26 protein-coding genes and 4 tRNA genes are annotated in these 24522 nt (G+C 57.3%); 9 read left to right on the plus strand and 21 right to left on the minus strand.

Annotation, left to right across the window (positions count from 1 at the left end; all coding sequences use genetic code 11):
• Positions 1 to 408: a prepilin-type N-terminal cleavage/methylation domain-containing protein gene (locus NTD86_RS11540; protein WP_262202350.1), complete on the minus strand. Its 408-nt coding sequence runs from the start codon at positions 406 to 408 to the stop codon at positions 1 to 3.
• Between the two features lie 220 nt (positions 409 to 628).
• On the opposite strand from NTD86_RS11540, the gene NTD86_RS11545 reads away from it, so the two are divergent.
• From NTD86_RS11545 to yacG, 4 genes are read left to right on the plus strand one after another with little or no spacing between them, the layout of a single operon-like run.
• Entirely contained in the window at positions 629 to 1846 is a 1218-nt protein-coding gene (locus tag NTD86_RS11545; RefSeq protein WP_262202351.1) for a type II secretion system F family protein, read from the plus strand.
• Positions 1843 to 2709, plus strand: a complete 867-nt coding sequence (locus NTD86_RS11550) for a prepilin peptidase (RefSeq protein WP_262202352.1) — start codon at positions 1843 to 1845, stop codon at positions 2707 to 2709. Before NTD86_RS11545 ends, NTD86_RS11550 begins: the two co-directional genes overlap by 4 nt.
• A gap of 1 nt (position 2710) precedes the next feature.
• Complete coding sequence (gene coaE / locus NTD86_RS11555; protein WP_262202353.1) at positions 2711 to 3334, plus strand: dephospho-CoA kinase; 624 nt, start codon at positions 2711 to 2713, stop codon at positions 3332 to 3334.
• On the plus strand, positions 3331 to 3534 hold the full coding sequence (gene yacG, locus NTD86_RS11560; RefSeq protein ID WP_262202354.1) for a DNA gyrase inhibitor YacG: 204 nt from the start codon (positions 3331 to 3333) through the stop codon (positions 3532 to 3534). The genes coaE and yacG overlap by 4 nt, the downstream gene beginning before the upstream one ends.
• 191 nt (positions 3535 to 3725) lie before the next feature.
• Here yacG and NTD86_RS11565 read toward each other — a convergent pair whose 3' ends face one another.
• From NTD86_RS11565 to NTD86_RS11590, 6 genes are read right to left on the minus strand one after another with little or no spacing between them, the layout of a single operon-like run.
• Entirely contained in the window at positions 3726 to 4148 is a 423-nt protein-coding gene (locus NTD86_RS11565; protein WP_262202355.1) for a RidA family protein, read from the minus strand.
• A 22-nt stretch (positions 4149 to 4170) separates the two neighbouring features.
• Entirely contained in the window at positions 4171 to 5361 is a 1191-nt protein-coding gene (locus NTD86_RS11570; protein WP_262202356.1) for a DUF1116 domain-containing protein, read from the minus strand.
• Complete coding sequence (locus NTD86_RS11575) at positions 5354 to 6151, minus strand: amino acid ABC transporter ATP-binding protein (RefSeq protein ID WP_262202357.1); 798 nt, start codon at positions 6149 to 6151, stop codon at positions 5354 to 5356. The genes NTD86_RS11570 and NTD86_RS11575 overlap by 8 nt, the downstream gene beginning before the upstream one ends.
• Complete coding sequence (locus NTD86_RS11580; RefSeq protein WP_262202358.1) at positions 6148 to 6807, minus strand: amino acid ABC transporter permease; 660 nt, start codon at positions 6805 to 6807, stop codon at positions 6148 to 6150. Before NTD86_RS11580 ends, NTD86_RS11575 begins: the two co-directional genes overlap by 4 nt.
• Complete coding sequence (locus NTD86_RS11585; protein ID WP_262202359.1) at positions 6804 to 7457, minus strand: amino acid ABC transporter permease; 654 nt, start codon at positions 7455 to 7457, stop codon at positions 6804 to 6806. The genes NTD86_RS11580 and NTD86_RS11585 overlap by 4 nt, the downstream gene beginning before the upstream one ends.
• Before the next feature lie 10 nt (positions 7458 to 7467).
• The gene (locus tag NTD86_RS11590; protein ID WP_262202360.1) at positions 7468 to 8328 is read right to left on the minus strand and encodes a transporter substrate-binding domain-containing protein; all 861 of its coding nucleotides are present in this window, start codon (positions 8326 to 8328) and stop codon (positions 7468 to 7470) included.
• A 265-nt stretch (positions 8329 to 8593) separates the two neighbouring features.
• Between NTD86_RS11590 and NTD86_RS11595 the strand changes: the two genes are divergently transcribed.
• Together NTD86_RS11595 and NTD86_RS11600 are read left to right on the plus strand one after the other, a co-directional pair.
• A complete protein-coding gene (locus NTD86_RS11595; RefSeq protein ID WP_262202361.1) occupies positions 8594 to 9223 on the plus strand; it encodes a DUF1780 domain-containing protein in 630 nt (209 codons plus the stop codon).
• A gap of 283 nt (positions 9224 to 9506) precedes the next feature.
• The gene (locus NTD86_RS11600) at positions 9507 to 10808 is read left to right on the plus strand and encodes an NAD(P)/FAD-dependent oxidoreductase (protein ID WP_262202362.1); all 1302 of its coding nucleotides are present in this window, start codon (positions 9507 to 9509) and stop codon (positions 10806 to 10808) included.
• Between the two features lie 77 nt (positions 10809 to 10885).
• Here NTD86_RS11600 and NTD86_RS11605 read toward each other — a convergent pair whose 3' ends face one another.
• The 8 genes from NTD86_RS11605 to rluD form a co-directional block, all read right to left on the minus strand.
• Positions 10886 to 12283, minus strand: coding sequence for a glutamate decarboxylase (locus NTD86_RS11605; RefSeq protein ID WP_262202363.1), 1398 nt, complete (start codon positions 12281 to 12283; stop codon positions 10886 to 10888).
• 502 nt (positions 12284 to 12785) lie between these two features.
• Positions 12786 to 12862, minus strand: a tRNA-Pro gene (locus NTD86_RS11610).
• Positions 12863 to 12955: 93 nt separating this feature from the next.
• Positions 12956 to 13031, minus strand: a tRNA-Lys gene (locus NTD86_RS11615).
• A gap of 5 nt (positions 13032 to 13036) precedes the next feature.
• Positions 13037 to 13113 (minus strand) — tRNA-Pro (locus tag NTD86_RS11620).
• Positions 13114 to 13122: 9 nt separating this feature from the next.
• Positions 13123 to 13198, minus strand: a tRNA-Asn gene (locus tag NTD86_RS11625).
• Positions 13199 to 13505: 307 nt separating this feature from the next.
• Complete coding sequence (clpB, locus tag NTD86_RS11630; RefSeq protein WP_262202364.1) at positions 13506 to 16073, minus strand: ATP-dependent chaperone ClpB; 2568 nt, start codon at positions 16071 to 16073, stop codon at positions 13506 to 13508.
• Positions 16074 to 16193: 120 nt separating this feature from the next.
• Positions 16194 to 16928 carry a peptidoglycan editing factor PgeF gene (gene pgeF, locus NTD86_RS11635; RefSeq protein ID WP_262202365.1) on the minus strand — a complete coding sequence of 245 codons (735 nt, stop codon included), beginning with the start codon at positions 16926 to 16928 and terminating at the stop codon, positions 16194 to 16196.
• Positions 16925 to 17887, minus strand: a complete 963-nt coding sequence (rluD, locus tag NTD86_RS11640) for a 23S rRNA pseudouridine(1911/1915/1917) synthase RluD (RefSeq protein WP_262202366.1) — start codon at positions 17885 to 17887, stop codon at positions 16925 to 16927. Before rluD ends, pgeF begins: the two co-directional genes overlap by 4 nt.
• Positions 17888 to 18035: 148 nt before the next feature.
• On the opposite strand from rluD, the gene NTD86_RS11645 reads away from it, so the two are divergent.
• Both NTD86_RS11645 and NTD86_RS11650 read left to right on the plus strand, forming a co-directional pair.
• Positions 18036 to 19049: an outer membrane protein assembly factor BamD gene (locus tag NTD86_RS11645; RefSeq protein WP_262202367.1), complete on the plus strand. Its 1014-nt coding sequence runs from the start codon at positions 18036 to 18038 to the stop codon at positions 19047 to 19049.
• 118 nt (positions 19050 to 19167) lie between these two features.
• The gene (locus NTD86_RS11650; protein WP_262202368.1) at positions 19168 to 19398 is read left to right on the plus strand and encodes a PP0621 family protein; all 231 of its coding nucleotides are present in this window, start codon (positions 19168 to 19170) and stop codon (positions 19396 to 19398) included.
• Positions 19399 to 19529: 131 nt separating this feature from the next.
• Here the strand turns inward: NTD86_RS11650 and thiO are convergent, their stop codons facing one another.
• From thiO to pilV, 5 genes are read right to left on the minus strand one after another with little or no spacing between them, the layout of a single operon-like run.
• A complete protein-coding gene (gene thiO / locus NTD86_RS11655) occupies positions 19530 to 20630 on the minus strand; it encodes a glycine oxidase ThiO (protein ID WP_262202369.1) in 1101 nt (366 codons plus the stop codon).
• A 33-nt stretch (positions 20631 to 20663) separates the two neighbouring features.
• Positions 20664 to 21065 carry a type IV pilin protein gene (locus NTD86_RS11660; RefSeq protein WP_262202370.1) on the minus strand — a complete coding sequence of 134 codons (402 nt, stop codon included), beginning with the start codon at positions 21063 to 21065 and terminating at the stop codon, positions 20664 to 20666.
• Between the two features lie 10 nt (positions 21066 to 21075).
• Complete coding sequence (locus NTD86_RS11665; RefSeq protein ID WP_262202371.1) at positions 21076 to 21588, minus strand: PilX N-terminal domain-containing pilus assembly protein; 513 nt, start codon at positions 21586 to 21588, stop codon at positions 21076 to 21078.
• A 32-nt stretch (positions 21589 to 21620) separates the two neighbouring features.
• Positions 21621 to 22316, minus strand: a complete 696-nt coding sequence (locus NTD86_RS11670) for a prepilin-type N-terminal cleavage/methylation domain-containing protein (protein ID WP_262202372.1) — start codon at positions 22314 to 22316, stop codon at positions 21621 to 21623.
• Positions 22313 to 22762, minus strand: coding sequence for a type IV pilus modification protein PilV (pilV, locus tag NTD86_RS11675; protein ID WP_262202373.1), 450 nt, complete (start codon positions 22760 to 22762; stop codon positions 22313 to 22315). The genes NTD86_RS11670 and pilV overlap by 4 nt, the downstream gene beginning before the upstream one ends.
• Before the next feature lie 231 nt (positions 22763 to 22993).
• On the opposite strand from pilV, the gene NTD86_RS11680 reads away from it, so the two are divergent.
• Positions 22994 to 23533 carry a GspH/FimT family protein gene (locus tag NTD86_RS11680; protein WP_262202374.1) on the plus strand — a complete coding sequence of 180 codons (540 nt, stop codon included), beginning with the start codon at positions 22994 to 22996 and terminating at the stop codon, positions 23531 to 23533.
• Here NTD86_RS11680 and ispH read toward each other — a convergent pair.
• Entirely contained in the window at positions 23530 to 24477 is a 948-nt protein-coding gene (ispH, locus tag NTD86_RS11685) for a 4-hydroxy-3-methylbut-2-enyl diphosphate reductase (protein WP_262202375.1), read from the minus strand. The two genes, NTD86_RS11680 and ispH, sit on opposite strands and share 4 nt — an antisense overlap.
• Positions 24478 to 24522: the final 45 nt, after the last annotated feature.

A 24522-nucleotide genomic window follows, 5' to 3' on the forward strand; every position in this document is an offset into this window, starting at 1 on the left:
CTACTTGCACGCCCCTTTATCGAGGCACGTTCCACTCTGGCTCCACACCAGCGTGCTGCCCGAGCTGCTCAGCGATGGGGTCATGACGCTGGTCCAGCCGCCAGCGGCCTCGGTGCCGGTCATGGTAATCACGCCATCGATCACGCTCATGCCCGCCGCCAGGTTGTCGGTCGGGTCTGCCGGGCCAGGAATACCGTGGGTGCCAGCGTCGCACACACTCAAGTCATTGCTCTCGCTGTAACACAGCGCAACGGCCGTCTTGTACGTGTTGCTGATGGCGTTCAGCTCGGCAAAACGGGCTTTCATGGTGTGGTCGTGGTAAGCCGGTAACGCAAACGAGGCGATCAAGCCAATGATCGCAACCACGATCATCATTTCGATCAGGGTGAAGCCGTGTTGTTGTTTCACAAAAAGTCTCCAAAAGTGGGACGTGGCCCAGCGGCCAGACGCCATAACTGTGCTGAGCCCGCAAAAAAGTGCGCACAGGCTACCAAGGTTAGCGGTCGGATGCTCTCTCACTGCGTGGCAGACACCTTTGGATACTCTCGCGACGCGACCTCATCGCTCTGCGCATCTAGCCTTAAGGCTCACAGCACAACAGGACGAGCAGTTCTTGAAGGACTCATACATGGCAGCACAACCCGTTAAAACCGGGGTTTATCGCTGGGAAGGCACCGACCTCAAGGGCAACCCTGTCAGCGGTGAAACCAACGCACAAAGCCTGGCCATGATCCGGGTTCAACTCCGTCGACAAGGTATTACCGCTGGTAAAATCCAGCGTCATGGCACGCACAAGCGACGCCAGGGCAAACCCATCACAGCGCTGGATATTTCTCTGTTCACCCGCCAGTTGGCCACTTTGATAAAAGCCGGCATCCCTTTGCTCCAGGCGCTGGAGGTCATCGCCAAAGGGTTCGAGCGCCCGGCAATGCGCCAAATGGTCACCGAGCTTGCGCAGGACATCAGCGCAGGCACCACCCTGGCCACGGCAATGCGCAAGCAACCCGCCTATTTCGATGCACTGTTTTGCAACCTCATTGACGCCGGTGAACAAGCCGGCGCCCTGGATGTGGTGCTGCAACGGGTGGCGACCTACAAGGAAAAAACCGAGGCCCTGAAAAAGAAAGTCAAAAAGGCCATGACCTACCCGACCGCGGTGGTCCTGGTGGCGCTGCTGGTCAGCGGCATTTTATTGATTGAAGTCGTGCCGCAGTTTCAGGAGTTGTTTCGTTCATTTGATGCCCAGCTTCCCGCCTATACGCTGGCGGTGATCGCTTTGTCCCAGATGCTGGTGCAATACGGTGTGTGGCTGTTCGCTGGGGGGTGTCTGGGCCTTCTCGCCTTTGGTCATCGCTATAAACGCGCTCCAGGTTTGCGCCAGCGTATTGATCGCTGGCTGTTGAAACTGCCTGTCATCGGTACCTTGCTGCACTTGTCGGCCATCGCCCGTTTTGCCCGCACGCTGGCCACCCTCCTGGCGGCCGGTGTGCCACTGCTTCAGTCCTTGCGTGCCGTAGCGGGCGCGACGGGCAATCACGTGTATAAAGAGGCCGTGCTCAGGCTCCAGCAACAGGTTGCAACAGGTAGCCAGATCCATGTCGCCATGAGCGCTACGGGGGTATTTCCGGGCATGGCGATTCAAATGACAGCAATTGGCGAAGAATCCGGCACATTGGATGACATGCTAAATCACGTCGCCACCTATTATGAGAGCGAGGTCGACAGCCTGGTCGATAACCTGACAACGTTGATGGAGCCGCTGATCATGGCGGTTCTCGGGGTGCTGGTAGGCGGGCTGGTGATTGCCATGTATTTACCGATTTTCAAACTAGGCCAAGTCATTTGAGCACGATCGATTATTTTTCCCTGTTTCCCGACGTCTTTATCGCCTGCGCACTGGTGCTGGGCCTGTTGGTAGGCAGCTTTATCAATGTGCTGGCGTGGCGCCTGCCCACAATGCTCGAACAGGACTGGCAGGCACAGGCTCGAGAATTGCTCGATATGCCTGCCCAGGCCAAAGGCCCTGTGTATAACCTGATGCGGCCCCGCTCCCACTGCCCGCACTGCCAGCAACCGTTGCGCTTCTGGGAAAACATCCCGGTTCTGAGCTACCTGGCGCTACGCGGCAAGTGCGCGCGATGCAAAACCGCCATCAGCTTGCGTTACCCGATAACGGAGCTAACGTGCGGCGTGCTGTCGGCAGTGGTGGCATGGCACTTGGGTTTTAGCCCTCAGGCTGGCTGGATGTTGCTGTTGACCTGGGGCTTGCTGAGTATTTGCCTGATCGATCTCAAGCATATGATCGTGCCGGATGTGCTGGTGTTACCACTGCTGTGGCTGGGTTTGTTGCTCAACACGTTCGATACTTTCAGCACGCTGACCCAAGCAGTGTGGGGCGCGGCGCTGGGGTATCTGTGCCTGTGGGGCATTTTTTGGGTGTTCAAATTGCTGACCGGCAAGGACGGCATGGGCTATGGCGACTTCAAGTTGCTGGCGCTATTCGGGGCTTGGGGTGGCCTGGCGGTATTGCCGTTGACCCTTGTGCTGTCGTCGTTACTGGGCGCGATTGCAGGGCTGAGTCTTTTGGCCTTGCGTCGGGCACGCACCTCCACACCCATCCCCTTTGCACCGTATCTGGCCATTGCTGGGTGGATTGCAATGCTCTGGGGTGGTCAAATGACCGACTTCTATTGGCAGCTATCGGTTTGAAATGAATACCCCCTCTTCCAAACCCTGGATTCTCGGTCTGACCGGCGGCATCGGCAGTGGCAAAAGTGCCGCCGCCGAGCACTTTGCCGCTTTGGGCATTCACGTCGTGGACGCCGATCACGCGGCGCGCTGGGTGGTCGAACCCGGACGCCCGGCGCTGAGCCAAATCGCCGAACACTTTGGCAATGAAGTTCTACAAGCCGACGGGCAACTCAATCGCGGTGCGCTGCGCAACCTGATTTTCAGTGACCCGCAACAACGCCTGTGGCTTGAAGCCCTGCTGCATCCGCTGGTGCGCGAGGAGATTGCGCAAAACCTGGCTCAGGCCCAATCGCCCTACGCCATTCTGGTCTCGCCGCTGTTGATTGAATCTGGTCAGTACAAGACAACCCAGCGCGTTCTGGTGATCGACGCCCCGCAAGCCCTGCAGGTTCAGCGCACCTTGTTGCGCGATAACACCAGCGAAGCGCAAGTGCAGGCTATCCTCAAAGCCCAGGCCAGTCGCGAAGAGCGTCTGCGCCATGCTGATGACGTGCTGGTCAACGACACCGACCTCACGGCACTCAAGACCGAAGTCGAGCGCTTGTATCACTTTTATTTAACTCTGCATGGAGGCCAACCATGACCAAACCTATGACCGTAGATTGCCCAACCTGTGGCGTTGCAGTGCAATGGAAAACCACCAACGCCTACCGGCCTTTCTGCTCAGACCGTTGCAAACTGATCGACCTGGGTGCCTGGGCCAGCGAAGAACACAAAATTCCGGTGAGCCCGGACGCTGAGGAAGAGCTTTTCTCAGAAGACTTGCCAACGCGTCTGCATTAACGCTCTGGAGCCACTGCACCAGGCTGCGATTGATCAACGATCAAAAAAATCGCAGCCTTGAGCACTCCACGAAAGGCCCTCACTGGGCACGCCTCTTTTTGAATGCCCTCGCCAGCCCTGCAAGCTGTTGAGCTTGGGGGACCCACAAGGGGATGTGAGTACAGAGATTTTTTAGTCGCGCAATGGTGGAGTCAAACCGGCTTGTGCTTCTGGTTGAAACAGACCAAGTCAATTTCCACCAGCGCCTTGCGCCCTAAACGAGTGACGCCCACCGTTGTTCGTGACGGGAGTTTTTGCGGGTTGTTGAAATACTGCGCGTACACCGTATTGAACGCGGCGAAATCGTTGTCGTAATCGCTCAGATAGATGCGTACAAACAGCGTGTCATCCAGGGTGTAACCCGCATGGTCAACGATGCGCAGCAGGTTCTCGAAACACAGATGGGCCTGGGCCTCGATACCCTCACGCAACTCGGCGGTGGGGGCATCCGGGTCGGTCGGCAATTGCCCGGTAACGTACAACCAGCCATCGGCCTGGACCGCATGGGAGTACATGGCCGAAGGCGGGGGCGGGCTGGCATTCGGCACAAAGTGATGCAACGTGTCTTGGGACATGGTTAAAACCTCGAACTGAAAATTAAAGCGCTGCAAGCGCCTTCTGAAAACATTCGACCGGTGCGAGAGCCACGCCGATGCCGATCCAGCCGGTCGCGCCATCGCGGTGGGCAATACCGGTATGAATCCGGATCGACTCGCCCGCTGCCACCACTGCGCGAGCATCAAGCCCCGCACCGACTCCACGGCTGCCTGTAAGGGCGGGCGCAATCAGCGGGTGCTTTGCGATAAACAATTCACGCATGCGCCGCCCGGCAGCCTCGGCTTGTTCCCAGTCCTGAACCATCAACTGCGCAAGCTCAGGCGCCGCGTGCGCGATAGTGCCGCCAAGTCCGTAGGCTTCCACAATGGCGCTATCACCCAGGTCGGCCTGGCCATCGGCAGGCACGTTAGGAGGAAAAAAATAGCCTTGTGGCGAAGAGGCCGCGTGAGTAAACCAGCGCTGCCCTGCCCCGGCGATGCGCACGCCGCAGCGTACGCCGTTGCGCGCAATGGCGGTAATGATTGACGAACCGTCTATACCGCTTGCTCGGTCCAGGGCTAGCTTGGCGGCGGCCATGGCATAGTTGAGAAAGTGCTGCGGGTTACCCAGTAGCCACTGCCGAATGTCGCCATCAAGGGCTGGCAACTGCTGCGCAAATGCATACATCCCGCCGACATTGCGCTGATGGGTGTCATCCCCCAGCGACACGCCTTGGGCAATCAGCGGCAATAATGGCAGACCTGCGGCGGGCAATGCCTTGATGATGCCCGGCCCGACCACCCGGTCCAGATAATCGAGTTGCTCGCCGATCAATTCGTCGTAGCAACCAAACCGTAGTGCTCGGCGCCCGGACTCAGCTAGCGTGGCGTGAACCACTTCGTTACACGCACGGTTTTCGATCCGCATCAATAGCTGGCTGGGTCGCACCACGCCCGCCATGGGGGAAACGGTGCCCAGATCATGGTTGGCATGCAGGGTAATTTCGCCGTCAAGTATCAGCCGCCTGGCGTGATCGAGATCACCCGCCCAGCCTTCATGCAAGGCTGCGCCTGCCAGGGCGTTAAGGACCACGGCAGGAATTTCGTCGGCCTGAGCGAACGGCGGGCCGGCGTGCCCCAGGTGTCCGGCTTCAAGCCCGAGGGCAGACGAGGCCGTTTGCGCGCCGACCAGTACCGGTTCGGTACTGAGAATGCGCTGTACCGCCAGGGTGTTGGGATGAACTTCAGACATGGTGGGTAACCGGCTCTGGCTGGCGATGGGAAAGAAATTCCTGGGCCCGCAGGGTTTGCGGTGCACTGAAAAACATCTCAGGGGTCGCTGTCTCGACTATCCGCCCCTGATCCATGAACACAATGCGATCAGCGCTGCGCCGGGCGAACTCCATCTCGTGGGTGACCACAACCATGGTCATGCCCGCCTGAGCGAGGGATTGCATGATCGCCAGCACCTCACTGACCCGCTCTGGGTCGAGGGCGCTGGTGGGTTCATCGAACAACAGCAGTTGCGGGCGGGTGGCCAGCGCGCGAGCAATGCCTACCCGCTGTTTCTGCCCGCCGGACAACGTCGCCGGGTACACATCCGCCTTGTCGCTCAACCCGACCTTAGCCAGCAACTCGAGGGCCTCGGCCTGAACCTCAAGCTTGGGCCGACGCTGCACGTACAGCGGTGCCTCCATAATGTTTTGCAGCACGGTCAAGTGTGGCCACAAAGCAAAGTTCTGAAAGACCATTGCGGATTGAGTACGGAGTTTGGCGATGTTGCGTTCAGACATTTTGCTGCCGTCGGCATTGAAACCGACACGCTGCCCGGCGAGGTGGATACTGCCGCTATCGGGCACTTCCAACCAGTTCAGACAACGCAGCAGAGTCGACTTGCCAGCCCCCGAAGGGCCGAGCAAACACACGGTTTCACCCACAGCCACTTGCAGGTCGACGCCCTGTAACACAGGGCGGCCCGCAAAGCTTTTATTCAGCCCGGCCACCTGCAAGGCGATGGGGGTCGGGCTATTCAGAGAAGTCATCGATAACGCTCCGCCTTGCGCCACAGCATCGACACACCCAGTTCGATGACAACGCAAATCAGCCAGTAGAAGAACACCGCCGAAAACAACGCGGCGAAGGGAATGTAATAGTTCGATTGCAGGTTATTGGCAGCCGAAGTCAGTTCGGGCACGGCGATGATGGTCAAGAAAGACGTGTCTTTGACCACCTGTATCATCTGGTTGCCCAGCGCCGGCGCACAGTTGACCCACAGGTTCGGCAGAATCAAGCGCCGAGCCAGCAACACGCCGCGAAACCCGAACGCCAGCCCGGCCTCGATTTCTTCACGAGGTCTTGCCAGCCAACCGCTCCGTAAAATCTGCGCCATATAAGCACCGTGGTACAGCAACAACGCCAACAGTCCGGACTCGATATTGCTCAGGCGCAACCCCAATGACGGCAGCCCGTAGTACACCAGATAGGCCAGCAAGAGAAATGGCGTACACCGCATCAGCTCTATAAAGCCGCTCAAGAGTGATGCCAAGTGGCGTTGACGGCTCATCAGCACCAGGGTCAGGCCGCAACCAAGCAGCAACGACGAGGCCCCCGCAACCACCGACAGCACCACCGTCAGTTCGACACCGTGGAGCAGGTCGCCAATATGCTCCCAGGCTACCCCCAGTTCATTGGCAATCATGTGAGTCGCGCCTTGTGTTGACGTTCGAAATAACGTTGCGCCGCCACCACCAGCCAGATGATCAGGATGTACAACACCAGTGCCGCCATGAGCGGCGGTAACGGCCGATAGGTATTGGCGCCGATGCGTATGGCCGTGCGAGTCAGGTCGACAATGCCGATCACTGCAACAGCCGGGCTGTTCTTGATCAGGATGGTCATTTCATTCACCAGCAACGGCAGCACTTGGCGGCCGACCTGGGGCAACTCTATGCGTCGTAGCCGCAGCGTTGCGCCCATACCGCCTGCCTTGGCCGCATCCAGTTGATCACGGGGAAACTGCGCAAAACCACCGCGCCAAATCTCGCAATTGAACGCCGAGGTGTTGATGGTCATGGCCAGGATTGCCGCCGTCGGTGCCGAGATGTCATAGCCCAATGCCGGGGTAATGAAGAACACGGCCAAAGCAAGAGTCAGCAGCGGTGTGGCGCGAATCACGCTGATATACGCCGCCAACAGCGGCCCCAGCAGGGGCCATTGTTGACGCCGCAACAACGCCAACCCAAGGCCGACGACTTGGCCAAGGCCAATCGAAACGGCCGTCAGCCCCAGTGTCACCAACGCGCCAAGCAGCAAGGGGCCTGGTTCAAGGCCCCATTGAGTGAAGTTCATGTGGGTTCAATCAATAATCAGAGACGAAATGCGCCGGTGGCTCGGGAAATACGGTGCCAAACCACTTTTGTTGCAGTTGCGCGATATCGCCGTTTTTACGTTCTTGATCGATGAACTTATTGAGGTAATCCAGCACGCTTTGATTGCCCTTGGCCACACCCCAGGCGACATACGTCTTGCTCGACACCGGCTGGCCCAGCTCAAACACACCCGGTTTCTCTTTGAGCAAGGCGTTCAGCCCGACAATGTTGTTGACCACATAATCAGTGCGGCCCAATGCCAGGTCCTGATAGGCCTCTGGATAGGAGGTGTACTGGACGATCTTGCCGAGTTTGCCGCCACTGGCCGCGAGCAACTTCTCAAGCTCCGGCAGACGCTGATACATCGCACTGCCCGCCTGGATACCGAGCGTCAGACCGTTGAGATCCGCGACGCTTTTGATCCGGTCATCGCCCTGGCGCTTGAGGTAATAGACCGTGGCCTCGGCAATCGGTGTGGTGAAATCCAGCGACTGCTGGCGTTCACGGGTGATAAGCAAACCGGTAACAGCCGCATCGTACTTGCCGCTGACGACCCCTGCCAGCAACCCGGTGAACGGCATGATTTGTTGGTGTACATCCAGCGGACCTGCGGCCCTGAGCTTTTGAACAAGCTCGTTATCGAAGCCACTGGGCTTGCCGTCTTCGACGAACTCGAAGGGACGGAATTCGTCTTCCGTTGCCACCGACAGGTAGCCGCGTTGCTTGACCTCGTCCAGGGTCGCCGCCTGCGTGAGCAAGGGAGCCAGAAGAGTGGTGAGCGCCAAAACCATGCGCAAAGAAAATCCATGACCAGGCTTGCGGCCTGCTTGAGCGAAAGAAAACACTGTCATGAGGGGTGACCTGAGGGAGGGTAATGCTATCTGTGAGTTGGCCTCCAGCTTAGCGACCATTTTTCAGGCCGGAAAAGAATATCTAGGTCTATTGTTATTCCTGTTTGGAGCAACAAAAAGGCCGTGTATGGGGCTTGATGACAGTCGTGTTCGAGAGCCTTTCAGTGATGATGAAAATTGGCGCATCCACTCCTGGACAGTTAAATACCGGCTTTGCATCACCAGAATGGTTTCAGATCACCTATTTCAGGGCTAAGCTGCGCGCATGGACGACTCTGATTATTTGCGCCTGCTCACGAGTCAGGCCGAACAAGCCAATGCCTTTCTATCCAATGCCCGCAAATGGGAGCGAGAGCGTTGGGTCTGTCAGCGCCTGCTTCAGGGCTTGAACATTCCTTATCACAGTGAAGACTTCACCCAGGCGAACCAGGAGCCACCCGACGTGCTGTTTGGCGAGGCGCGCTTTGAAGTGTTTTTTGTACTGGATGAAGGTCGTCGCTTGAACGATGAATGGCGCGAAGAACTCCAGCGCCGCCGCAGCGCCTACTCGTTAAGCCAACTGGTACGCCGAGAAGCGCGCCCCAAGCGCATTCCGGCCAACAAACTGTTGCAACGCCTGGGCCCCACGCTGCGTAAAAAAGCCAAGAACTACCAGGAGCGTGACATCGATTTAGGCCAGTTGGACATCGTCGCTTTCTCCAGCCTCAAACGCGAAGTGCTGGACTTGAACAGCCATTTCCCACCGCCCACCGAGTATTTACGCCAGGGTTGGCGCTCGTTGTCCCTGGTGGGGCCGACGTTTGCCCGCGTGCTGTTCGCCCAACCCGATGCGCCCGACTTTCTGCGTAATAACCTGGGCCGCAGCATTATTTTCGATGTCGGGATCAGCTTGTGAGCGCTTGGGGGTTAATTGAAAACACCCTCGTTCGTCTACACGACAAACTGAGAGTCGAGCCGTTGAGCAGCAACCGTTATGCTGGCTTTGATCCTGATGGCGCTAATGCTGTAGCTTTGTCACATCCTGCAACGTCTATCTGACGAGGCACTGTGTATGCTGGCCCCCAGAACCCAGATGATCAGCAGCAAACCAAATTCCAGGTTATCCGGCGCTTTGAGCTGCCTTGCGCTCGCCCGGGTAACTCGCGCACTGATTTTTTTAAGCCTTGTGAGTGATACCTATGACCCATCGTATTGTTATCGTCGGCGGCGGCGCTGGCGGTCTGGAGTTGGCGACCCGCCTGGGCAAGACCCTGGGCAAGCGCGGCAAAGCCAGCGTCACGCTGGTGGATGCCAACCTGACCCATATCTGGAAACCGCTGTTGCATGAAGTGGCGGCCGGCTCGCTGAACTCATCGGAAGACGAACTCAACTACGTGGCCCAAGCCAAATGGAATCACTTCGAATTCCAGCTGGGGCGCATGAGCGGATTGGACCGCGAGCAGAAAAAGATCTCTTTATCTGCGACCCTCGACGAAAACGGTCAAGAGTTGGTGCCTGCGCGCGAGTTGAGCTACGACACGCTGGTGATTGCCGTGGGCAGTACCACCAATGATTTCGGTACCAAGGGCGCGGCTGAACACTGCTTGTTCCTGGACACCCGCAAACAGGCCGAGCGCTTTCACCAGCAATTGCTCAACCACTACCTGCGCGCCCACGCCGGGCAGACGGATGCCGTAGAGACCATCAGCGTGGCCATTGTTGGCGCCGGTGCCACCGGGGTTGAACTGGCGGCCGAGCTGCATAACGCCGCCCATGAACTGGCGGCTTACGGCCTGGACCGGATCAAACCGGAAAACATGCACATCACGCTGATCGAGGCCGGACCGCGGGTATTGCCTGCACTGCCGGAGCGTATAGGCGGACCTGTGCACAAAACCCTGGAGAAACTGGGGGTCAAGGTGCTGACCAACTCGGCTGTCAGCGAAGTCACGGCTGACAGCCTGGTGACCGCCGATGGTCAGGTGATTCCTGCGAGCCTGAAAGTCTGGGCCGCAGGTATCCGTGCGCCTGGCTTCCTCAAGGACATTGCCGGGCTGGAAACCAACCGCATCAATCAATTGGTGGTACGCCCTACCCTGCAAACCACCCGCGACGACAACATTTTTGCCTTTGGCGACTGCGCGGCCTGCCCTCAACCGGGCACCGACAAAATGGTGCCACCGCGTGCACAAGCGGCTCACCAACAAGCGTCGCTGTTGGCAAAATCGTTGAAATTGCGCCTGGAAGGTCAATCGCAATTGCCGGACTACCACTACCGCGATTACGGCTCGCTGATCTCGCTGTCGAGTTTTTCGGCGGTGGGTAACTTGATGGGCAGCCTGATGGGCACTGTCATGCTGGAAGGCTGGTTGGCGCGGATGTTCTACATTTCGCTGTATCGCATGCACCAGATGGCGCTGTACGGCACATTCCGTACCTTGATGCTGATGCTGGGCAGCCGAATCGGACGCGGCACCGAGCCGCGCCTGAAACTGCATTAAACCGATACCGTGTAGCCCCTGACGAGAAACAAGGCTGCGTGGGCCTCAGGACCGCACCCAGGCAGCCTCATTCTCCGTCAACGCCCGGCGTGGTTCCCCGCCTCCGCTTCACGGCCTTTAAAGCCGTGGGGCTTGTGGTCTTCGAAGAACTTCACATTGCGGGTAAAGTCTTCCAGCAACAACTTGGCCATGTCGATCGACAAGCCTTGCCTCACCAGAATCCGCTGCACCACGATGTCCTCGACATTCGCCGGCAGGCTATAGGCCGGCACCAGCCAGCCGCGTATGCGCAAACGGTCAGCCAGGTCATAGAGGGTGTAGTTGGTGTCCGCACCCGGTTTCAAACGCCAGGTCAGGGCCGGAATCCCCAGCTTCGGATCGCCACTGAAGAGCATTTCAAATGGCCCGATCTTGACCAGCTCCCGCGCCAGGAACTGCGCCGTTGCGTAGCATTCAGAGTGAATACGCTCGTAGCCCTCACGCCCCAGACGCAAGAAGTTGTAGTACTGGGAAATGACCTGCCCGGCCGGGCGCGAGAAGTTCAAGGCGAAGGTCGGCATGTCACCGCCCAAGTAGTTGACGTGGAAGATCAGCCCTTCAGGCAGATCCTGCGCGTCACGCCACACCACCCAGCCGGCACCCAATGGCGCCAGGCCAAATTTGTGGCCCGAGGTACTGATGGACTTGACCCGCGAAACCCGGAAATCCCATAGCACTTCAGGCGCGCAGAACGGCGCCAGGAACGCACCGCTGGCACCGTCGACGTGAATATCAACACTCAGACCCGTGCGTTTTTCCAGCTCATCGAGCGCGTCAGACAGCGGCTGAACCGTCTCATACAACCCCGTAAAGGTCTGGCCAAAGGTCGGGACCACCACGATGGTGTTCTCATCAACCCGGCCGTCCAGGTCTTCTGGCGTCATGAACCAGTGCCCTTGCGACATAGGCACTTCGCGAATTTCGACGTCCCAGTAACGGGCGAATTTATGCCAGCACACCTGCACCGGGCCGCAAACCATGTTGGGTGTTGCAGTGGATTTGCCCTCTGCTTTACGCGCAGCACGCCAGCGCCAGAGTGCAGCCAGGCCGCCGAGCATGCACGCTTCGCTGGAGCCGACAGTAGAAGTGCCCAGGGTGTTCGCAGCATCCGGCGAATGCCATAAGTCGGCCAGCATATGGATACAACGATTCTCAAGTTCGGCCGATTGCGGGTATTCGTCTTTGTCGATCATGTTTTTATCGATCGACAGGTCCATCAGCCTGTGGACTTCGTCTTCTGACCAGGTTTGGCAGAACGTGGCAAGGTTCTGACGAGAGTTACCGTCCAGATACAACTCGTCGCGGACCAACTGAAAAACCTCACTAGCGACCTGCTCAGCCTCCGGGAAGTGCTTGATCGCGACAGCGTGATCCAGAGTAGATGAACCAAAAACCGGATCAGCCGCAGAATGAGGCTTTACGCGGTGCAGTGCCATAAGAACTCTCCTTGAGTAATAAACAACACAACTGAACCTTGCGACTCCTACATGTTCAGTTTCGGCTCAGGCAGCATAGCTAAGCATTCGAGGTTTGCTGGTTGTTTTTCGATCAAGGCTTCTCCAATCACTAATATTGGCCCTTATCAAACATGAAATAAGTGACTGATTTTTAAAAAACACTTTGCCCGTTGAGGGTTGTGGTTAACCCGCCCTGGCATTTACACAGCTTTGAAGGATGAGGAATGACTCGCATGGGGACTGCGTAAAGCTGCACGCTGTGAGGGATGCCGGACAGATTCGGGGCGCAGAATAAAAGACTGCTTTGCGCAGTGCAGCCCAAAGCGGGCACAGCCTGGAGGGGCTCGGGGATTCTATGGGTTTAGCGGATGGCTTTTCGACAGGCATAAAAAAAGCGCCCCTAAGGACGCTTTTTTTATGGCCGCTGATACAACTGGCATCAGGGCCTGAATTTTCACACCCATTACTGCTGGGCAGAAAATGGTCGGGGTAAGGGGATTCGAACTCCTGACATCCTGCTCCCAAAGCAGGCGCGCTACCGGACTGCGCTATACCCCGGTAAAAAAAAGGCACCTTCAAGAGGCGCCTTCTGCGATCAGCGCTTTTGGCCTCTGATCTTAAGATCTAACCCCAGCGAACTAGAGTCAAAAATGGTGGGTCGTGTAGGATTCGAACCTACGACCAATTGGTTAAAAGCCAACTGCTCTACCAACTGAGCTAACGACCCAAAAATGGTCGGGGTAAGGGGATTCGAACTCCTGACATCCTGCTCCCAAAGCAGGCGCGCTACCGGACTGCGCTATACCCCGGCTTGAAACTGGCTCCACGACCTGGACTCGAACCAGGGACCCAATGATTAACAGTCATTTGCTCTACCAACTGAGCTATCGCGGAACTTTGCGTTTCAATCTACAACGTTACTGCCTTACATCTCTGCAGTTCTCTTTGACTTCATCGCATTGCTGCGTTGGCGTCTCTGAGGCGGGCCATTTTACAACCTTTCAAACCCTTGTCAACCCTTTTTTTTCCTTAGAAGACAATGATTTAGGTCTTCTAAGAGGCTTCCTGGTTTGGGCCAAGTTGCCGGTGTGGGTGACTTACTGCGGGGCGCATCTTACAAGCGTTTTCCTTACAGATCAACACCCTAAGTAAAAAAAGGCCTCACTCAGTGAGGCCTTCCTTAAAACACGGTGTTTGCACCTTAGGCGAAGACGATTTCGTCGTCTTCCACGTTGGCGACTACCGTGCTGCCTGGCAGGAACTGACCGGAGAGAATCAGTTGCGCCAGAGGGTTTTCGATCCAGCGCTGGATCGCACGTTTGAGTGGACGTGCGCCATAAACCGGGTCGTAGCCCACTGCGATCAACTTATCCAGTGCATCCTGGCTCAGCTCAAGTCGCAGGTCACGCTCAGCCAGACGGCTACGCAGCCGACCCAACTGGATCTCGGCAATGCCCGCGATCTGATCACGTGCCAGAGGCTCGAAGATCACCACTTCGTCGATCCGGTTCACAAACTCCGGACGGAAGTGTGTGCTCACCGCATCCATGACCGCAGCCCGTTGTGCTTCGCGATCACCGACCAGTTCCTGGATCTGTGCAGAGCCCAGGTTGGAGGTCATCACAATCACCGTGTTGCGGAAGTCCACCGTACGACCGTGGCTGTCTGTCAGTCGCCCGTCTTCCAGTACTTGCAGCAACACGTTGAACACATCCGGATGGGCCTTCTCGACTTCATCCAGCAGCACGACCGAGTAAGGTTTGCGGCGTACGGCCTCGGTCAGGTAACCCCCTTCTTCGTAACCCACATACCCTGGTGGCGCACCAATCAGTCGAGCCACGGAATGTTTCTCCATGAACTCGGACATGTCGATCCGCACCATCGCCTCTTCCGTATCAAAGAGGAACTCGGCCAGCGCCTTGCACAACTCGGTTTTACCGACACCGGTTGGGCCCAGGAACATGAACGAGCCGCTTGGGCGATTCGGGTCACTCAACCCGGCTCGCGAACGACGCACCGCATTAGCCACGGCCACCACGGCCTCGTCCTGGCCAATGACGCGCTCATGCAGCAGGTTTTCCATGTTCATCAGTTTTTCGCGCTCGCCTTCGAGCATTTTCGACACGGGGATACCGGTCCACTTCGAAACGACTTCAGCGATTTCCTCTTCAGTCACTTTGCTGCGCAACAACTGGTTTTCAGTTTTGTTGCTGTGCTCGTCGACCATTTGCAGGCTGCGTTCCAGATCGGGAATAACCCCATACTGCAACTCGGCCATGCGATTGAGGTTGCCGCTACGACGGGCCACTTCCAGTTCTTGACGGGCCTGCTCGATTTTCTGCTGGATCTGGGCAGAACCCTGCACTTCGGCTTTTTCCGAAGTCCAGATTTCTTCCAGGTCAGAATACTCGCGCTCATGGCGCTCGATTTCTTCCTGCAGTTTCTCGAGACGTTTTTTCGCGGCCTCGTCTTCTTCTTTCTTCAGCGCCTGGGCTTCAACCTTCAGTTGAATCAAGCGGCGCTCAAGACGGTCCAGAACTTCCGGCTTAGAGTCGATCTCCATGCGGATGCGGCTGGCCGCTTCGTCAATCAGGTCAATCGCCTTGTCCGGCAGCTGACGATCGGTGATATAGCGATGGCTGAGCTTGGCCGCTGCAATGATTGCACCGTCGGTGATCGCCACCTTGTGGTGAACTTCATAGCGCTCTTTAAGCCCGCGCAGAATCGCGATAGTGTCTTCTTCGCTTGGCTCATCGACCAACACTTTCTGGAAGCGACGCTCAAGCGCTGCGTCCTTCTCTATATATTGGCGGTACTCGTTGAGCGTGGTGGCACCGACGCAATGCAACTCGCCGCGGGCCAGTGCGGGCTTGAGCATGTTGCCCGCATCCATTGCCCCTTCGCCCTTGCCGGCCCCTACCATCACGTGCAGTTCGTCGATAAACAGGATGATTTGCCCTTCCTGTTTCGAGAGCTCGTTGAGCAACGCTTTCAGACGCTCTTCGAACTCGCCACGGAACTTGGCACCCGCAATCAGCGCACCAATGTCCAGCGACAGCAGCCGCTTGCCTTTAAGGCCATCCGGTACTTCGCCATTGATGATCCGTTGGGCCAAGCCTTCGGCAATCGCCGTTTTACCAACACCGGGCTCACCAATCAGAACCGGGTTGTTTTTGGTGCGGCGCTGCAAGACCTGAATGGTGCGACGGATTTCATCGTCACGCCCAATGACCGGGTCGAGCTTGCCCTCTTCAGCACGCTTGGTTAGGTCGATGGTGTATTTGTCCAGCGCCTGGCGCGATTCTTCGGCGTTAGGGTCATTGACCGCTTCGCCGCCGCGCAGATTATTGATCGCATTTTCCAGGGCTTTTTTGCTGACGCCCTGGCTGAGCAACAATTTGCCCAGTTTGCTGTGATCGTCCATGGCCGCCAGCAAAACCAACTCGCTGGTGATGTACTGATCACCTTTTTGTTGCGCCAGACGATCGGCCTGATTCAACAGACGCGCCAAGTCTTGCGACATATTCACGTCGCCGGTTGGATTCTGGATTTTGGGCAGTTGGTCGAGTTCTTTGGTCAGCTCTTTGCGCAAGCTGTTTACATCAAAACCGACTTGCATCAGCAATGGCTTGATGGAACCGCCCTGCTGCTCCAACAATGCTTGCATCAAGTGCACTGGCTCAATAGCCGGATGGTCATGGCCAACAGCCAATGACTGGGCATCGGACAACGCCAATTGCAGCTTGCTGGTTAATCTATCTATACGCATTCGTCACCTTCCTTATGAGCAGGCCGGAGGGATGGAAACTCCTGAATGAAGAAACCTGCCAGATACCTTAGTAGATGCGGGCGGTTTCGAGAGTTTCAAGCGTATAGAAAATGATGCACGTCAACTGGCAGGCGTTTCGATCCAGACCAAGGAGGCAAAACGACCGGTGCGAGAGCTACGCCGATAGGAGAAAAAACGCGGGTCGGTGACAGTGCAAAAACCACCACCATAGACCGCCGTAATGCCGCAGCGGGCCAGACGCAGGCGCGCCAACTCGTAGATGTCGGCCATATAGCGGCCTTCATTGATACTTGGAGCAAATGCGCCAGCGGCGTCGGGCAAGTCCTTTACAAAAACCTCGCGCACTTCGCCCCCGACTTCAAAGGCTTTGGGGCCGATGGCCGGACCAAGCCAGACCAGTATTTCCTGGGGTTCAACATTGAGGCTTTGCGCTGCTGCTTCAAGCACCCCGGCCGCCAACCCGCGCCATCCGGCATGGGCCGCGGCGACTCGCGTCCCCGCACGATCACAGAACAAGGCTGGCAGGCAGTCTGCCGTCATGACTGTGCAGGCAATACCAGGCGTGGCTGTCCAGCTGGCATCAGCTTCTGCAACCTGATCGGGGTTGGCATGCGCAACCACAACCCCGTGTACCTGACTGAGCCAGGCGGGCTGTACGTCAAAAGCATGCGTCAGACGCTGACGATTATGCGCGACAGCGTGTGGATCATCGCCCACATGGTCGCCAAGATTGAGGCTGTCGAACGGCGCCGCACTGACACCGCCCGCACGGGTAGTCACACAGGCTCTGATGCCTGCCGGCGCAGGCCAGTCAGGAATCAGGAAGGTGTTCATCCGATGAAAGCCTCGCGGTCTTGCTTGAGCAGGGTCAGCAACCAGGTGAAATCGTCCGGCAGAGGTGATTCCCAGCTCATGCGTACACCGCTCGTCGGATGATCCAACTCGAGGAAACGCGCATGCAGGGCCTGACGCGGGAAGTTTTTAAGGGATTCGACCATGTTCACATTCGCCGCCGGCGGGATGCGGAAGCGACCGCCATAGGCCGGGTCTCCGACCAGCGGGAAGTTAATGTGCGCCATATGGACACGAATCTGGTGCGTGCGACCGGTTTCCAGCTTGACCCGCACATGCGTATGAGAACGGAAACGCTCAAGAACGCGGTAATGACTCACCGCCTGCTTGCCGCCTTCCATGACCGCCATGCGCTGGCGCTGCTGGCCGTGACGGCCGATAGGCGCGTTGATCTTGCCCCCGGCGGTAACGACACCAATCACGATGCATTCATAAATGCGGCTGACACTGCGGCTCTGCAACTGTGCAACAAGTTGTGTCTGCGCCTGAATGGTCTTGGCGACCACCATCAGGCCCGTAGTGTCCTTGTCGAGGCGATGCACGATCCCCGCACGCGGCACATTGATAATGTCCGGCACGTGGTGCAGCAAGGCGTTGAGCAAGGTACCGTCGGCATGCCCGGCAGCCGGGTGTACGACCAGGCCAGCAGGCTTGTTGATGACCAGAATGTCATCGTCTTCGTAGACGATATCCAGAGGGATATCCTGGGCGACCCATTCACCCTGGGCTTCCTGCTCAGCAGTCAGCTCCAGGATGGCACCGCCGTGCACGATATCACGGGGGCGTACGACGGCTCCGTCCACTGTCAGGCGGCCGTCTTTGATCCAGGCGGAAAGGCGCGAGCGCGAGTGCTCAGCGAATAATTGTGCGGCGACTTGATCGAGGCGTTGGCCACCCAGTTCGGACGGCACCTCTTCGCGAAGTTGAATTTTCTCGGACATGCTCATCAGGACCGCGCCAAGCCTTTGGTTTCGGCTGCGCGCTTGTGGTTAAATACGGCGTCTTTTGCCCCGAGGCTTTTCACGGGGCGCTCATCATAACAGGACGGACCCGCCCAAGACAGCGGCCGTCATAGGGACGCAAGCCGCCATGCAAGTGAAACACCTGCTGCTGATCGCCATCCTCGCACTGACCGCCGCTTGCTCGTCGACAAAAGAAGTCGTTGACGAAAACTTGAGCGAAGTCGAGTTGTACCAGCAGGCGCAGGCCGACCTGGACAACCACAGCTATACCAGTGCCACCGCCAAGCTGAAGGCTTTAGAGTCGCGCTATCCGTTCGGCCGCTATGCCGACCAGGCACAGCTCGAACTGATCTACGCCTACTATAAAAACTCCGAACCGGAAGCGGCCAAATCTGCCGCCGAGCGTTTCATTCGTCTGCATCCGCAGCATCCAAACGTCGACTACGCCTACTACCTCAAGGGCCTGACTTCGTTTGACCAGGACGTTGGCTTGCTGGCGCGCTTCCTGCCGCTGGACATGACCAAGCGTGACCCTGGCGCTGCGCGTGACTCCTATAATGAATTCGCTCAGCTCACCAGCCGCTTCCCGAACAGCCGTTACGCACCTGACGCCAAACAACGCATGATTTACCTGCGTAACCTGTTGGCAGCGTATGAAATCCACGTAGCCGATTACTACCTGACCCGTCAGGCTTACGTAGCCGCTGCCAACCGTGGTCGCTATGTCGTTGAAAACTTCCAGGAAACCCCTTCGGTTGGCGACGGCCTGGCGGTGATGGTTGAGTCTTATCAGCGCATGCACCTGGACCAACTGGCAGCCACCAGCCTGGAAGTACTCAAGGACAACTACCCGAACCACCCAAGCCTGGTGAACGGTGAGTTTGTGCCGCAAGTATCCGACGCTGACAACCGTTCGTGGTTGAGCAAGGCGACCTTGGGCCTGATCGAATCGTCCACCCCGCTGCCACCAGGCGAAACCCGCGCCAACCTCGACATCCAAAAGCAATACCAGGATGCCAAGGATGCAATTCCGCCTGAGCTCAAAGCCAAGGACGCTGATGGCAACATCATCGAAGATCCAGAAGACACCAGCAAAAGCCGGTCCTGGTTCAGCTACATGACCTTTGGTCTGTTCGACTGATTGTCACAGCCAAACAGAAAGAGCCCTTCGGGGCTCTTTTTTTGCCTGTCATTTGGTGCTGTGCGCCTATCAAGTCCTTGGCTAAACTGGCGTATCTTTTCTCGGATAGCGGATAACCATGTTTCGTTTACTGATCTGGGCGGCTCTGATTGCTGCTGGTGTGTGGTTCTGGCGCAAATACAAGGCCAGCCTGCAGACGACCAAAAGACCTGCCGACCCGGGAGCACAACCGATGGTGCGTTGCGCCCACTGTGGCGTACATTTACCGCGTGATCGCGCACTGAGCAGACATCAGGAATGGTTCTGCTCACAAGAGCACTTGCAGCAAGGGCCAAAAGCACCCCGCTAAAGTCAAAAGCTCGCTCCGAGCATAATTCACGCCCTTGCAGGAGCGAGATGGCCCTGGCCCTCTCCCAAAGGAGAGGGAGCCGATTGAGGGATGCTGTCGATTATCGGCAGCCCCTCCGACGATTTGCTGCTTTAAATCCGCCCGATCGGTGCATACGGCGCAGGATCGATAATCGGCTCACGGCCCAGCAACAGGTCGGCAAACAACTGACACGACGCGGGGGCCAGCACCAGACCATTTCGGTAGTGCCCGCAGTTAAGCCACAAACCGTCAAAACCAGAAACCCGGCCAATGTAGGGGATGCCTTCTGGCGACCCCGGCCGCAGGCCAGCCCAATGCCCCACCAAGTCGGCGTCTGCCAGTGCAGGAATCAGTTCAACGGCTGAGGCCTTAAGGCTTTCAAGCGCTACGTCAGTCGGCGTTTTATCAAAACCTTCGTGTTCCAGCGTACTGCCGATCAATATGTGCCCATCCCTGCGCGGGATCGCATAACGGCCTTTGGCCAAGACCATGCTCGACAACAGATCAGGCGCGCATTTGTACAAGATCATCTGACCTTTTACCGGTTCCACAGGCAGCTCCAACCCCAAAAGGCTCAGCAACTCACCACTCCAGGCACCGGCCGACAACACCACCTCGTCACCGCGAATCTCTCCTTGCGCAGTATTCACCCCGACAATTTTAGAGCCCTCGTGGATAAATCCCTGAACCTCACTGTGTTCATGGATCGTGACATTGGGCATGGCGTACAGAGCCGCCTTGAGCGATTTAACAAGCCGCGGATTACGCACATTTGCCACATCAGCCATATAAATGGCACGCGAGTAGCCGCTGCCCAATACCGGCACATCCCGTTCAACTGCAGGAATCTCAACGGCACTCAAGGGCCGCCCCTCTCGCCGGGCCCACGCCAGCGCCTGCTCTTCATCCTCAAGGTCCAGCCAGTACAAGCCTGTGGTATGGACTTCAGGGTCGACACCGGTAGCCGTGAACAGGCGATCGGCCAGCTGTGGATAAAAATCCTGAGACCAATGGGCCAGCGCCGTCACTGCCGGGTTGTAGCGCCAAGGGTACAGCGGCGACACAATCCCGCCGCCCGCCCAGGAAGACTCCTGCCCCGCTGCATTACGATCAAGCAAGATCACGTGTTCAACCTCGGCCGCCAAATTGAACGCCGTCAACAGCCCAATCACACCCGCGCCTACAATCACCACTCGTTGCTGCTTAGCCATCTATCCACTCAGCTCATAAATGCACATTAATCGTTAGCGCCCCCAACACTGCTGACTTGTCAGGTCCGGAGCGGAGTCTGCATTGGCTGCCAGGCCCATGTGGTTCAACGTGTAATTACCACAGGCGTCGGCCGCCATAGGCGAGCCTTCGCGACGAGTCGCCGTTAACAGATAGGTGTGATCGGCGAGTTCAGAGGTGATCAGGTAGTGCTGATTACCCGGGCTGACATTTTCCGCACCACTGTATAAACCTTTTTTCGTATAAAAACGCTCAAGACTTTGGGATTGTTCTGATAACAACACCACTATTTGAGCGCGATACCCGCGCTTCACCGATTCGCTGTAAAGCGGATACACGACTGCGCCAAGAATACCGATGATCGCGACCACGATCATAAGCTCCATTAAAGTGAACCCTGCTGCATACCGATTCATTCAGTCGCCTCTATTGGATTTGCCGCCACATGACTCTCCGAAAGCGCTGATGGATCGGATCATCCGTCTCACTGCCTGGTGAGCGGTATCGCACAAAAACGCTCTCTAGCACGGTGCGTGACAGCCCTCGGACACCAATGGCGGTCACTCGATAAAAATGTGCAGATGCAATACCCGGCAACTGAGCTGGCGTCACACCAACGCCTAAGCTTTGAATGCCATACAGACCGTCCGGAGACTTAAGCCACTGCATCCCCGAAACCGGGTCCAGACCAGGCGAGACTTGGGAGCGAGCAGACGCCGGCGGTGCGCATCGAGCGACCGTTTCGCAAGCCGACAACTCCGGCCACAAGGCTTGAACGTGCGACTCGCCCAAGCGCAACCCGGCCTCTCCCGCCTGTAGCGATTGGTTGGCCAACCACACACTGCCGGCCATTTTTTCTTGCTGTACGGCACTCTGCAGCGAAGAAAGACCGATCAAGCTGACTAACAACAGAAACGTCAAACACACCAACAAGGCCATACCTGATTGTTTTCGAGAAAAAACGCTCATCTCTAGCCCAACCGATTACGTAAGGCCACCACCAGCTGATAAGTCTGATCCTTCACCCGCGCGCGAGGATCACGCAAGGTCAGTGCAATTTTCAGGCTGCGGATACTGGCCAGATTGCTCGGGTATTCTTCATATCGCTGAACCGATTGCCCCGTTGTAGAGCCTGCCATGCCAAAACTCACCTCAAACGCCGCCACGTTATCCAGAAGTACGGCTTTGCTGGGACCGACCTTGAGTTGACCGTTTTCGAACCAGTACACAACGTTGCGTAGCGCAAAAGCTGTCTCACCAGGCGCCAAGGCCAAGGGTTGACCTGAATAGGCCTGCGCATGACGTTTACAATCGGACACCACCGTCCAGTCCGGTCGGGTGCCCTGCAGCCCGACATCAGCACTAATAAATCGCCACGACCTTGAGCCTGCCCCCCCTTGCCAGGAAATCGGTGTCTGGAACGCTAGCGGCGCATTAATGATGCTATGCGTCGACAGGCACCCGAACATGCCAATCATCCGGACTTCCTGGGCAAGTTTGCTCAGTACGAAACGGGCGTCTTCTTGAGCAGCGGCCGCCGCATATTGCGCAAGGTAAGTCGCGCGCGCACCGAGAAACACCTGGGTGGCCCCCGTGACCAGCAACGCACCCAAGGCCAAAGCGAGCATCAGCTCTATCAAACCAAACCCGGTGTCTGCCCTCTTCATGAAGCGCTTGAAGGGTTGTTGGACGCGATCTGACTGGTGAGGGTGAATGCCTGTAGCGCACCTTCCTTTTTACTGGCGCGGGCATCGTCCCACTCCAGCGTGATAGCAACCTGACTATCATTGAAGGTAATGCGGCCCTGGGCACTGTCCCCGCCGAACTGACGAATATTGCGTTTAAAGTCGGCAAGATCCTGGCCCAACACGCTGTGCAGGCCCACTGCAGCAGACGACACGGCGTAATCAGCCGAAGGATTTGCACGAATTCGATCCAGCATGTCATAGGCAATGAAGCTGGCCTGGGTGGTCATCAAAGCACTGTCGGTGTGCTTCAGGGCATTCAGTTGCACGGCCGCGGCCCCCAGCAGCCCGCTGGCCAAAATAACCGTGGCCACTAGCACCTCGACCAAGGTCATTCCACTTTGCAGGCGTTTACCAGAACGAAACATGTGCGCCTCCCTGCCTCCAGTCGCCAACACACCCTGTGTCGGCCTTCCAAAAGCCTAGCCGCGCAAAATGGCCTTACTTGTAGGAACCCGCGGGCAAAATGCAGGGATTATTCATCTGCTAACGTGCGTTCAAACCCAATCATTTCGGCTAACACATGCTGAAATTGTTGTTTGGGCAGCCCCGATCATTGATGAGCTATAAATTTTGAAGCGCAAGGAGTGCGCGAAGGCATGTCCAGGGAGGACAGCGTGTACCAACAAGGCATGAGCTTGATCCAAATGTTGTTTACGCTAGCAATTGTGGCGATTACCGCCCAATTCGCCGGCCCGACCTACGGCGTTCTGGTAGAACAGCAACGCCGTCAGGTCATGGCTGAACAACTGGCCAGCAGTTTGCGCAACGCACGTACCGAGGCGCTGTTGCGGCATCAATATGTGGTGGTGCACGCCCTGGAAGAGGATTGGGGCAGAGGCTGGCAGGTCATTCTGGATCAGAGTGGCCGAGGTCATCTTGATCATGACAATCCGGTACTGGCGCAAAGACAAGGCAACACGCATGTACCGATTGCCGGCAACACGCCGGTCAAACATTACGTTCGGTTCAACCCACTGGGCGAACCCTTGCTCAGTGGCGGGGCATTTCAGGCGGGAACATTACATATTTGCCAGGCAGACTCCGCTCTTAGCCACTATCAAGTAGTACTCGCCAAGAGCGGCCGTATCAGCCTGCGCAGCGATCAAGCGGCGCAGGCGTTGTGCGCCGTGGCTTAAATCAGCGAGCGAACGCGCAGTTCTTTCGGCATCGAGAAGGTGATGTTCTCTTCACGGCCAGCCAGCTCGTCAGCACCGGTTGCCCCCCACGCATGCAACTGCTGAATCACACCACGTACCAGGACCTCAGGAGCCGAAGCGCCTGCCGTAATACCAATACGCTGCACGCCGTCGAACCAGCTCTTTTGCAGGTCTTCGGCGCCGTCGATCAGGTATGCAGGGGTTGCCATGCGTTCAGCCAGCTCACGCAGGCGGTTGGAGTTTGAACTGTTCGGGCTTCCCACCACCAAGACCACATCGCACTCGTCAGCCAGTTGCTTGACTGCATCCTGACGGTTTTGCGTGGCATAGCAGATGTCATCTTTGCGCGGGCCGCCAATGGACGGGAAACGAGAGCGCAGAGCGTCGATCACACGGCTTGTGTCGTCCATCGACAAGGTGGTCTGGGTCACGAACGCGAGCTTTTCAGGGTTGTTGACGTGCAGATTGGCGACATCTTTTTCGTCTTCAACCAGATAAATCGCACCGCCATTGCTTGGGTCATACTGGCCCATGGTGCCTTCGACTTCCGGGTGTCCGGCATGGCCAATCAGGATGCACTCGCGGCCGTCACGGCTGTATCGCGCAACCTCGATATGCACCTTGGTGACCAGTGGGCAGGTGGCATCGAACACTTTAAGGCCACGACCTGCCGCCTCGCTACGCACTGCTTGCGACACACCGTGGGCACTGAAAATGACGATGACGTCATCCGGCACCTGGTCCAGCTCTTCAACAAAGATCGCGCCACGGGAGCGCAGGTCTTCGACGACAAATTTGTTGTGCACCACTTCGTGGCGAACATAAATAGGCGGACCGAAGACTTCCAGAGCGCGATTGACGATTTCAATCGCTCGGTCCACCCCAGCGCAGAAGCCACGGGGGTTGGCGAGTTTGATGTGCATGCTAGGCCTCGTGGGTCGCGCAGAAAAATAATGCCAAACAGGCCC

The sequence above is a fragment of the Pseudomonas sp. 7P_10.2_Bac1 genome, from assembly GCF_025465935.1.
Taxonomy (GTDB): Bacteria; Pseudomonadota; Gammaproteobacteria; order Pseudomonadales; family Pseudomonadaceae; genus Aquipseudomonas.